The organism is Scandinavium manionii (assembly GCF_024764775.1).
Lineage (GTDB): Bacteria > Pseudomonadota > Gammaproteobacteria > Enterobacterales > Enterobacteriaceae > Scandinavium > Scandinavium manionii.
Genome location: NZ_JALIGC010000026.1, coordinates 42,856 through 50,944, shown reverse-complemented (window position 1 = coordinate 50,944; position 8,089 = coordinate 42,856). Strand labels below are relative to the sequence as shown.

The window sequence follows — 8,089 nt, the reverse complement described above, 5'->3', positions numbered from 1 at the left end:
AAGATAGCAAAAACCCGCCGAGTGGCGGGCCTGTTGTCATTCGTCAGATTTAGCTCTTCGCCGACCAAGCACAAATATAGAAACCAATCCTAACAGGTCGATTGCTATCAGCGACCCTGCGAAGGTCGTATTTCCTCTCCATGCAAAAACTGACGCGATAGCAAGGATAATGAAAGCAATTGAGAATCCCATCCACTGACCTCGCTTATCCTTACGGATTGCGCCATTTACAGCAGTTGAGTCCATCTCATGCCGATGTGCCTGCTCTTTCTCGGCCATGGCAAAGATACGCTCCGCACCACCAGGTAAGATCTGATCGTAATCACGAATAATTTCAGGAGGCGGTAATGGACCTGAGAATGAGGTCTCATGACGCACCATTGCCTGAAAATGACCGCTTTCGAGAAGTGCATTCACCAGTTCCGGGTTGGCTGCCAACTCTTTCTCTATGCGGTCTGCTTTCGCAACAACTGTTTGGTTATTTTGCTGTTTGGACTTTGGATGCATTCGCAGCTGCTATGGCACGACCAAAATCACCACCAATGCGGCGAAAGTCACTTTTCAGTGCCTGATAGTCGCCCTGTGTTTTGGTGATTTTGGTGTAATCTGTCGACGGAGCTATATCAAGAACGCTTCCGGCAGCGCGTAAGTAACGGCGTACTGTGGCTTTCATGCTCCCTCCGATAACTGTGGTTATATGGAGTCAGTGTAATACCACTGGTGTTAGCCGGTCAACATCATGTTTACTCATGCCGCCTCATATCTATTCATAGCGACGCGGCGTGAACCAACGACAAAGCCCACCTGAGTGGGCTTGTACCGCTACTCGATGAATCTTGTTCCCGTCACAAAGTCATCACTATCGATACGATGACTGCCATAAACGGCATCGTAACCAACGCCCAAATTAGCCGCTTTCGTTTCTGCGACGTCCTTTGTGGCATATACACCAACAAGGTGCCAGGGCGAAGTGCGCACAACGCCCCAGCCCAAGACCCAGCCTTTGTTTTCCGGGTCGCCTTTCAATCCTTCTGCTACAAACATGCTTATCTCCTTTGTTAACCAGATAGCATGTTATTTCGACGAATGAAGCTAAGGCAAGGATCAACGACTCAGGATAGAGTGGCGTTCACATTTAAGCCGGGAATGCCGCCTTTCGCGAACAGAACAGACACAGGGCCACCATCGGCATTTACATCATAGTTGCGGACGAATACATCCGAAATCTTACCGGATATGGAATCCTCAACCAGTACGCGATCCCCCTGCACGACCTGGAACGAAGTATGTTTGATAACAATGCCGTCAGATGAAAATTCTACTTTCACGCGTTTCATCACTTGCCCTTTGATATTCGTTGGTAATTTGGGGATTTCCCTGTACTGGAATCGTTTCCTTGCTCGATCAGATACCCATTTTGATAACATTCTTATTCCTCTCTAACCCCCACCTGAGTGGGCTATCTATTCTTAGCGGCAGCCCTTCTGGCAGCCTGTCTGGCAAGGAAATCATCCGATACATCTGCATACTCTTCCTGAGTAAGCCCCTTCTGTTCTGGGTATTTTGCAGCAATGAGCAGAGCAAACTCTGTCATTGTCAGATTGCTGGCATCATCTCGGCTCATTCCTCGGCTACATAGTCAAACGCCCACAGATCCTGACTGCCACCATCGAGCAAGTGGTCATCGAGAATCACCTGCACCGCCTGCAACAGGTCGGCTAACTGCGCTGCCGTCATATCATAGATATACGTGCCAGCGTTCACCCGGTAGAGCGTGTCAGGCTGATTACCATTGCGAGCGAGGATATAACCGTACATCGAATTGCTCGCCCGTTCTCGCCCGGTTAGCCGGTGCCATCTGGCGCACGTTGTCGCGGTATTGCTCTGAATCGAAACGGTTATCCAGGAAGCGGAAAAGTTTCTGTCGAGCACGGCTGTGGTCATCCGAAAACTCGATACCCTCCCCGCCTTGCTGGCGCCATTCTTCGACGATGTGGGCCGAGACAACGTCCTGACCAGCGGATGCCGCCCAGGAACGAACCGCATCGCGAATGGCATCATGGTCAGCATCATTTTTGAGTTGATCTCGATTTATCATCGTTGTCGAAACGAATCCGGTATTGTGTTGAAACGCAAGTGATTGCATGTGAAGTCCTTGTGGAAACTGCCGCCGTTAAGCGGCTGAATGTTGCGACTGAAGTAACGACGCTAAGTCAGGTCGAATGTCAGCCGCCTTAATCTGGCCTTCTGTCGCCGATACGATTTTCATAACGTAGCGGGCATCGATGCCACCCCCATGAAGCCATCGCCAAACAGTTGGCTGCGCCACGCCGCAGCGGTCGGCTAATTTTTTTTGACTGCCAGCGATATCAATCGCGCGCTGGATAATTTTGTTTGTCATTTCCAATTCCTATGAGTATTGGTGTGACTTGATAATAGCAATGAGTATTGATATTGGCAATAGCTAAACGTGTTTTGACCATCAATACGCAAGCGTATAAATTAAAACTTATGAAAAAAGAAACTCTTGCTGACCGCTTGAATCAGGCGATGGCAGCTTCAGGAATGTCCCAAGGGGCGCTTGCGAGGGCGTCAGGTGTCGCGCAGCCAACTATATGGCGATTAACCAGCGGCAACGCGCGCGGATCAACAAAGATTGTTGAAATAGCCAATGCTCTTGGGGTTCGCTCAGAATGGTTATCAACTGGTGAAGGCGCGATGCGTAATGATGGCCAGCTACCTGCCATTGTGACGAAATCATCCCCTAACGACACCTTCCGCATTGAAGTGCTAGATTTCTGTGTGAGTGCAGGCCCGGGCGTGATCAACAGCGAATTCGTGGAGGTTCTACGTTCTGTGGAATATTCAGTGGATGACGCACGTCGCATGTTTAATGGCCGCCAGGCTGAACAGGTTCGAATTATAAACGTCCGTGGCGACAGTATGTCCGGAACCATTGAACCGGGTGATTTGCTGTTCGTTGATATCAGCGTTCAGCACTTCGACGGTGACGGGATTTACGCGTTCATCTACGACGACACATCACATGTGAAGCGACTTCAGAAGATGAAGGACAAGCTGCTGGTCATCTCAGATAACCAGACCTATCGGCCGTGGGAGCCGATCGAGAAGGAAGAGATGAACAAAATTTTCGTCTTCGGCAAGGTGATAGGCAGCATGCCGCAGACATACAGGAAGCATGGTTAAGTTCATTTCTTAGAAAATCGGTTCATGTTGAATGTAATTGATTGGTATCAGGGATAAATAAGGGCCTAAGTTGCAAACTAATAATCCTTTAGAAGATGATCAATCTTCACCAACTGAAATTCAGCCATTATTTGGTCTAGAAATAGTTGAATGGACGCCTCCAAATGGCACGACTGGCCACTTGCGCAGTTTTGCCAAAGCAGACGATGGCTTGGAATATGCCATAAAACGAATTGAAGACGGGCAAGTTTCCAACCTTAATATCCATTCACCCGAATTGATTCCGGCTGCTGAGTGGTTCTGCAGTAAATTAGCTGAAGCATGCGGTTTGCCCTCTCCAACCTGCAGAATTTTGTTGGATCCCGAAAACAATCAGTCCGTCTTCGGCTCACGAATTGACCTCGCTGCTTATCGAGGATCATTAGGCATTCCTCAATGGCGAAAATTGCTGAATGACTCTGATTTTCACATGCGAAAGCAACTATGGTCCATCTATGCATTTGATCAGTTCATCTACAATGTAGATAGACACATTAACAATTATCTTTATGTTCAAAACCGACAACAAACTGTTGCAATCCAAGCATTTGATTTCAGTATGTCCAGCTTAGTTATGGGCTGGCCAAACAGGACGGGCACACTACTGGTGCCTGCAGAATCCAAAACTGGTTTGGTCTGGCCAATTATCAAGACAGTGATTGGCAACGATTCAGCCTATCAGAAAAGTGCGACAAATCTTCTTTCGAAGCTAAGCTCTATGGACATTTCAGTGATAAACGGTATTTTGAACGCTATGCCAGAGCCTTGGATGCCTGCACTTCGTCGTGACGCCCTTTTGGCATGGTGGGATAGCAATGAAAAGCAGGATAGACTTGATATAGTAGAGACAGAGGTCAAATCATGAATAAATTCTATTTTAGTATAATAAAATTGATCTCTGACCCACTACGCGCAGAATCTATCAATGTAGGGCTACTTATTCAAACTGAGCATGGTCTAGATGTTAGATTGCTAAAAACAGAACAAAAGCTAAAAGCTGTAAGCGATAGATTTAGCCTTTCTACGATAGAAGATTTTACTGCAGAAATTGAATGGCTGTATAGCATGACTCCAGATTTTAAATCTTTATTTAAATTATGCAGCAATGGTAGCATTCAACTTTCAGAGCCTGGTATGTTTGTTATACGAGATCCGATTTTATATGACAAAAAAGTTGATCAGCTCATGATGGATTATGTCCAACCATCTTTTTCATCAGAGCGATCCAAGCAAAACAAACGCATAATTACTCAGTTAAAACAAGAATTTAGCAGAGTCGGCATTTTGGGTAAAAACCATGCGGATTTATGGAATCATAGGGTCGTTTCTAATTTCCCAATTGCAGAAGACGAAGGTATTTATGCTGAGTTGCTTTTGAAAAATGGCGCATACCATCTGACAGAAACTTTAGATTTACGCGGGGATAGTGTTAAGCAAAAAATGGGGGACTCTGCACTCAAGGCTATAACAATATCAAAAGCAAAATCAGTATTTGAAGGAAAAATTAAATCATTCGTGGTTTACGCCGTCAATTCAATTTCGGAAGAAAAGTCTGGTCAAAGGCAACTGAATTTAGTTGAAGGTTATGCAGATAATGTTTTTAATTTATTAAGCGAACAAGATATGGCTAGGTACTTTGACCATATGTTTGAGGCTGCTGGCGCATCTTTAAAATTCATAAACTGATCTACCAACCCGGCCACCGCGCCGGGTTTTTCATGCCCACATCAATGTGTTAGGATGTTTCCGATTGCAATCAAAAGGAAACATATAATGAAAAAGGTAATTCTCGCTGCAATGATCGCAGCCACTTTGGCAGGGTGCGCTTCCTCTGGAAACAAGCAGCTCAGCAAAGAAACTGAAACCAGCGTTCAGTCCAAAATTCAGGAAGGCAAAACCACAAAAACCGAAGTGAAAACATTCTTTGGTTCTCCTGATAACGTCTCCTACACAGATGGCGGTAATGAGATCTGGAAGTATGCGTTTGCCAAAGTGAAGGTAGATGGCACTACTTTCATTCCATTCTATGGCCTATTCCACAACGGGACCAACGGCACGAAGAAAGAGCTCACCATCCTCTTCAAGAATGATACGGTTGAGAAATACACAATGTCCGAGTCCGCCATTAATACGAAATCTGGCTGGGCCGACTAAGAGTGCGACCCGGCATTTGCCGGGTTTTTCATGCCCTACTCTTTCGATAACGACAGCACATCAAGCGCCAGTTCAACCGCCAAATCCACATCGACTTCCTGCCACAATACCTGAATCATCTCTGATATTGATTCACGCGACACTTCACGCCTCTCAACCAGCAGCTGCATAACAGCCAGCCCCAAAACCTCGACTATCTGCGGGTGCAACTCCGCGAAAAACTTATTCTCAATCGCCATTCCCACGCCCTCAATGATGTTTTTTTGAGCATAGCACGCAACTTTTACAAAAAAAATTCGTTTATCTATCATGCACATAATACCAATTGCTATTATTTAATATCAATACGTATTGATATAGACAATACCCATTGCTATTGTTAGCCCATCAAAACGAAACATCGACAGCTGAGCGAAGTTAGCCAGCGGCGGACAGTAAGTCGCCTGCTCATTAACAATCAGTTTTGCACCCGAGGTTGAGCGGAGAGATTCGCATAACTCAGCTCACCCCTGCAACCCTCCAGCAGATTGAACAGCATCTGGCCGTAGAGGTCTGGGGTAACGGAACAATTGGCGGCCGGATTTACCGTTTGAAGGAGGCGCAATGAGATGTGAACGCTGGCAGTCATGGGAAACCGACTTTCTCCGGGAGGTGGGCGGGACCATGCCCATTCACCTCATCGCTGAGAAGCTGGAGCGGTCATACGGCTCCATCTACAGCAAAGCTGCAGCAACCGGCGTTGACCTGATTGATTTACGTCGTGGCCGCCCCTGGACAAAAGCAGAGGAATTTATGTTTGGTCATTTTTCATGTGAAGAAATAGCAGAGGCAACCCAGCGGAGCATTGCTTCGGTCCGGGGAAAGCGAAATAAGCTTGTGAAGAAACACGGTGGCGGACTCATTCCTGGCTGGACGCGCGACGAACTTGAACTGCTCTGGCGCCACGACAACACCCGGGTGGCAGAGTTAACCGGCCGCAGCGTTGAAGATGTTGCAGAGCGTCGACTGCAGGCCAATATCGAGCGGAATGGCTGGGATCGGATTGACCCTGAATTGAATATTTCCCTGGAGACACCCATGAGCGACATTATCCAGTTGGTACCCAACAAATGGGTTTCCGAAGAAGTGCTGATGACGATCACTGGCCTGACAAAGAATGCCATAAAGTCAGCCCGAACTACGTCATGGATGGAAGGCCGGGAGTATCGTCACTACACCGGAAACTGCCAGCCATTCGACAATTCCCCCATCCTCTACAACCGCCACGAAGTTGATAACTGGGTTGAGAGACAACGCCCGGCGATCCCACGTCAGAAATCTGCTTAAATAGCCCTACCTTTAACAGCGAGGAAAAGGCATGTCTAAATATCCAACCGGGGTCGAGAATCACGGGGGCTCACTGCGCCTGTGGTTCATCTATAACGGTGTCAGGGTAAGGGAAAGTCTTGGTGTACCTGACACCGCAAAGAACAGGAAGATAGCCGGAGAGTTGCGAACAAGCATTGTTTACGCAGTAAAGACCGGAACTTTCAACTATGCATCACAGTTCCCCAACTCCTCTAATCTTCAGCGATTTGGGGAGGTGAGCAAGGCGCTAACTATAGGAGAACTTGCGGAGAAATATCTGTCGCTGAAAGAGACAGATGTCGCTTTAACATCAATAAAGACATACCGGACGATTGTGAAAAACGTCCTTCTCATCCTAGGGGATAAGACGATCGCATCATCCATAAGCAAGGAAAGGATTCTGGAGGTAAGGAAAGAATTGCTGACCGGTTATCAACTGCCAAAAACTCAGTATATTGTGACCGCGCCAGGACGTTCGGCGGTGACAGTGAACAACTACATGACCAACCTGTACGCAGTATTTCAGTTTGGCATGGAGAATGGCTATATCGATGATAATCCGTTCAAAGGCATATCACCGCTCAGGGAGTCGCGAGTTGTTCCTGACCCGCTTTCAAGGGAGGAGTTCGTCAGGCTCATCGATGCATGCCGTAGCCAGCAGGCTAAAAATCTGTGGGCGCTTTCTGTCTATACAGGACTTAGACCTGGGGAGTTGTGCTCTTTAGGCTGGGAGGATATCGACCTGAAAAGTGGGACGATGATGATCAGGAGAAACTTGGCGAAGGATAAATTTACGGTTCCAAAGACCCAGGCTGGAACCAACAGGGTTATACACCTCATTAAACCGGCAATAGAGGCGCTCAAAAGTCAACTGGAGATATCACGACTTGGAAAGGAGCACGTGCTGGATGTTCACCTGCGGGAATATGGTAAAAAGGAAAAGCACAAATGCACCTTTGTGTTTCTTCCTTCTGTTACCTCCCGAACCGGAGTATGCGGCGATCACTTCACTGTCGATTCTGTCAGACAAACATGGGACACAGCAGTAAAACGCGCAGGCATAAGACACAGGAAGTCATATCAGTCCAGGCACACTTACGCTTGCTGGTCATTGACGGCCGGTGCCAACCCAGCATTCATTGCGTCACAAATGGGGCATGCTGATGCGCAGATGGTATTCCAGGTTTACGGTAAATGGATGTCAGAAAATAATGATGCCCAGGTGGCTCTTCTAAACTCAAAATTGAGTGAGTTTGCCCCATCGGTGCCCCACGCAATTTCAATGGCTGTTTAATTATTTTAATATTCAGTAAGTTAATCTGTATAACACTTGAAATCCATG

The 8,089-nt window shown here is 47.1% G+C and carries 14 protein-coding genes and 1 pseudogene; 6 read left to right on the top strand and 9 right to left on the bottom strand.

Features of this window, described 5'->3' with window-relative positions:
* Nucleotides 1–36: 36 nt before the first annotated feature.
* The 8 genes and pseudogenes from MUU51_RS00720 to MUU51_RS00685 form a co-directional block, all read right to left on the bottom strand.
* Nucleotides 37–507: a DUF2335 domain-containing protein gene (locus MUU51_RS00720; protein WP_258966891.1), complete on the bottom strand. Its 471-nt coding sequence runs from the start codon at nucleotides 505–507 to the stop codon at nucleotides 37–39.
* Nucleotides 479–673 carry a hypothetical protein gene (locus MUU51_RS00715; RefSeq protein ID WP_258966890.1) on the bottom strand — a complete coding sequence of 65 codons (195 nt, stop codon included), beginning with the start codon at nucleotides 671–673 and terminating at the stop codon, nucleotides 479–481. Before MUU51_RS00715 ends, MUU51_RS00720 begins: the two co-directional genes overlap by 29 nt.
* Nucleotides 674–822: 149 nt before the next feature.
* Complete coding sequence (locus tag MUU51_RS00710) at nucleotides 823–1,044, bottom strand: hypothetical protein (RefSeq protein WP_258966889.1); 222 nt, start codon at nucleotides 1,042–1,044, stop codon at nucleotides 823–825.
* 68 nt (nucleotides 1,045–1,112) lie between these two features.
* Nucleotides 1,113–1,427, bottom strand: coding sequence for a hypothetical protein (locus tag MUU51_RS00705; protein WP_258966888.1), 315 nt, complete (start codon nucleotides 1,425–1,427; stop codon nucleotides 1,113–1,115).
* Nucleotides 1,428–1,459: 32 nt separating this feature from the next.
* On the bottom strand, nucleotides 1,460–1,594 hold the full coding sequence (locus MUU51_RS00700; RefSeq protein WP_309582911.1) for a hypothetical protein: 135 nt from the start codon (nucleotides 1,592–1,594) through the stop codon (nucleotides 1,460–1,462).
* A gap of 29 nt (nucleotides 1,595–1,623) precedes the next feature.
* Nucleotides 1,624–1,848, bottom strand: a pseudogene (locus tag MUU51_RS00695) (phage minor head protein); the annotation flags it as partial.
* Entirely contained in the window at nucleotides 1,787–2,098 is a 312-nt protein-coding gene (locus MUU51_RS00690) for a toxin YdaT family protein (protein WP_374684779.1), read from the bottom strand. The gene MUU51_RS00690 and the pseudogene MUU51_RS00695, both read right to left, overlap by 62 nt.
* Nucleotides 2,099–2,173: 75 nt before the next feature.
* Nucleotides 2,174–2,401, bottom strand: coding sequence for a helix-turn-helix domain-containing protein (locus MUU51_RS00685; protein WP_258966887.1), 228 nt, complete (start codon nucleotides 2,399–2,401; stop codon nucleotides 2,174–2,176).
* A gap of 110 nt (nucleotides 2,402–2,511) precedes the next feature.
* Between MUU51_RS00685 and MUU51_RS00680 the strand changes: the two genes are divergently transcribed.
* From MUU51_RS00680 to MUU51_RS00665, 4 genes are all read left to right on the top strand, one after another.
* Nucleotides 2,512–3,207 (top strand): XRE family transcriptional regulator, encoded by a 696-nt coding sequence (locus tag MUU51_RS00680; RefSeq protein ID WP_258966893.1) that lies wholly within the window; start codon nucleotides 2,512–2,514, stop codon nucleotides 3,205–3,207.
* Between the two features lie 70 nt (nucleotides 3,208–3,277).
* Nucleotides 3,278–4,111 carry a HipA family kinase gene (locus MUU51_RS00675; protein ID WP_258966886.1) on the top strand — a complete coding sequence of 278 codons (834 nt, stop codon included), beginning with the start codon at nucleotides 3,278–3,280 and terminating at the stop codon, nucleotides 4,109–4,111.
* Nucleotides 4,108–4,932, top strand: a complete 825-nt coding sequence (locus MUU51_RS00670) for a DUF3037 domain-containing protein (RefSeq protein WP_258966885.1) — start codon at nucleotides 4,108–4,110, stop codon at nucleotides 4,930–4,932. The genes MUU51_RS00675 and MUU51_RS00670 overlap by 4 nt, the downstream gene beginning before the upstream one ends.
* An 87-nt stretch (nucleotides 4,933–5,019) precedes the next feature.
* Nucleotides 5,020–5,400 carry an SEN1984 family lipoprotein gene (locus MUU51_RS00665; protein WP_258966884.1) on the top strand — a complete coding sequence of 127 codons (381 nt, stop codon included), beginning with the start codon at nucleotides 5,020–5,022 and terminating at the stop codon, nucleotides 5,398–5,400.
* 35 nt (nucleotides 5,401–5,435) lie between these two features.
* Here MUU51_RS00665 and MUU51_RS00660 read toward each other — a convergent pair whose 3' ends face one another.
* Nucleotides 5,436–5,639, bottom strand: a complete 204-nt coding sequence (locus MUU51_RS00660) for a hypothetical protein (RefSeq protein WP_258966883.1) — start codon at nucleotides 5,637–5,639, stop codon at nucleotides 5,436–5,438.
* 838 nt (nucleotides 5,640–6,477) lie between these two features.
* Between MUU51_RS00660 and xisR the strand changes: the two genes are divergently transcribed.
* Together xisR and MUU51_RS00650 are read left to right on the top strand one after the other, a co-directional pair.
* Nucleotides 6,478–6,726: an excisionase family protein gene (xisR, locus tag MUU51_RS00655; RefSeq protein ID WP_159768216.1), complete on the top strand. Its 249-nt coding sequence runs from the start codon at nucleotides 6,478–6,480 to the stop codon at nucleotides 6,724–6,726.
* 31 nt (nucleotides 6,727–6,757) lie between these two features.
* On the top strand, nucleotides 6,758–8,041 hold the full coding sequence (locus MUU51_RS00650; protein ID WP_258966882.1) for a site-specific integrase: 1,284 nt from the start codon (nucleotides 6,758–6,760) through the stop codon (nucleotides 8,039–8,041).
* The last annotated feature ends 48 nt before the right edge of the window (nucleotides 8,042–8,089 follow it).

What these genes read in the sequence shown, in the direction of transcription:
- MUU51_RS00690 (WP_374684779.1), bottom strand. Translation starts at nt 2,098, where the DNA reads ATGATAAATCGAGATCAACTCAAAAATGATGCTGACCATGATGCCATT.
- MUU51_RS00650 (WP_258966882.1), top strand. Translation starts at nt 6,758, where the DNA reads ATGTCTAAATATCCAACCGGGGTCGAGAATCACGGGGGCTCACTGCGC.
- MUU51_RS00710 (WP_258966889.1), bottom strand. Translation starts at nt 1,044, where the DNA reads ATGTTTGTAGCAGAAGGATTGAAAGGCGACCCGGAAAACAAAGGCTGG.
- MUU51_RS00670 (WP_258966885.1), top strand. Translation starts at nt 4,108, where the DNA reads ATGAATAAATTCTATTTTAGTATAATAAAATTGATCTCTGACCCACTA.
- MUU51_RS00720 (WP_258966891.1), bottom strand. Translation starts at nt 507, where the DNA reads ATGCATCCAAAGTCCAAACAGCAAAATAACCAAACAGTTGTTGCGAAA.
- xisR (WP_159768216.1), top strand. Translation starts at nt 6,478, where the DNA reads ATGAGCGACATTATCCAGTTGGTACCCAACAAATGGGTTTCCGAAGAA.
- MUU51_RS00715 (WP_258966890.1), bottom strand. Translation starts at nt 673, where the DNA reads ATGAAAGCCACAGTACGCCGTTACTTACGCGCTGCCGGAAGCGTTCTT.
- MUU51_RS00705 (WP_258966888.1), bottom strand. Translation starts at nt 1,427, where the DNA reads ATGTTATCAAAATGGGTATCTGATCGAGCAAGGAAACGATTCCAGTAC.
- MUU51_RS00680 (WP_258966893.1), top strand. Translation starts at nt 2,512, where the DNA reads ATGAAAAAAGAAACTCTTGCTGACCGCTTGAATCAGGCGATGGCAGCT.
- MUU51_RS00660 (WP_258966883.1), bottom strand. Translation starts at nt 5,639, where the DNA reads ATGGCGATTGAGAATAAGTTTTTCGCGGAGTTGCACCCGCAGATAGTC.
- MUU51_RS00685 (WP_258966887.1), bottom strand. Translation starts at nt 2,401, where the DNA reads ATGACAAACAAAATTATCCAGCGCGCGATTGATATCGCTGGCAGTCAA.
- MUU51_RS00665 (WP_258966884.1), top strand. Translation starts at nt 5,020, where the DNA reads ATGAAAAAGGTAATTCTCGCTGCAATGATCGCAGCCACTTTGGCAGGG.
- MUU51_RS00700 (WP_309582911.1), bottom strand. Translation starts at nt 1,594, where the DNA reads ATGACAGAGTTTGCTCTGCTCATTGCTGCAAAATACCCAGAACAGAAG.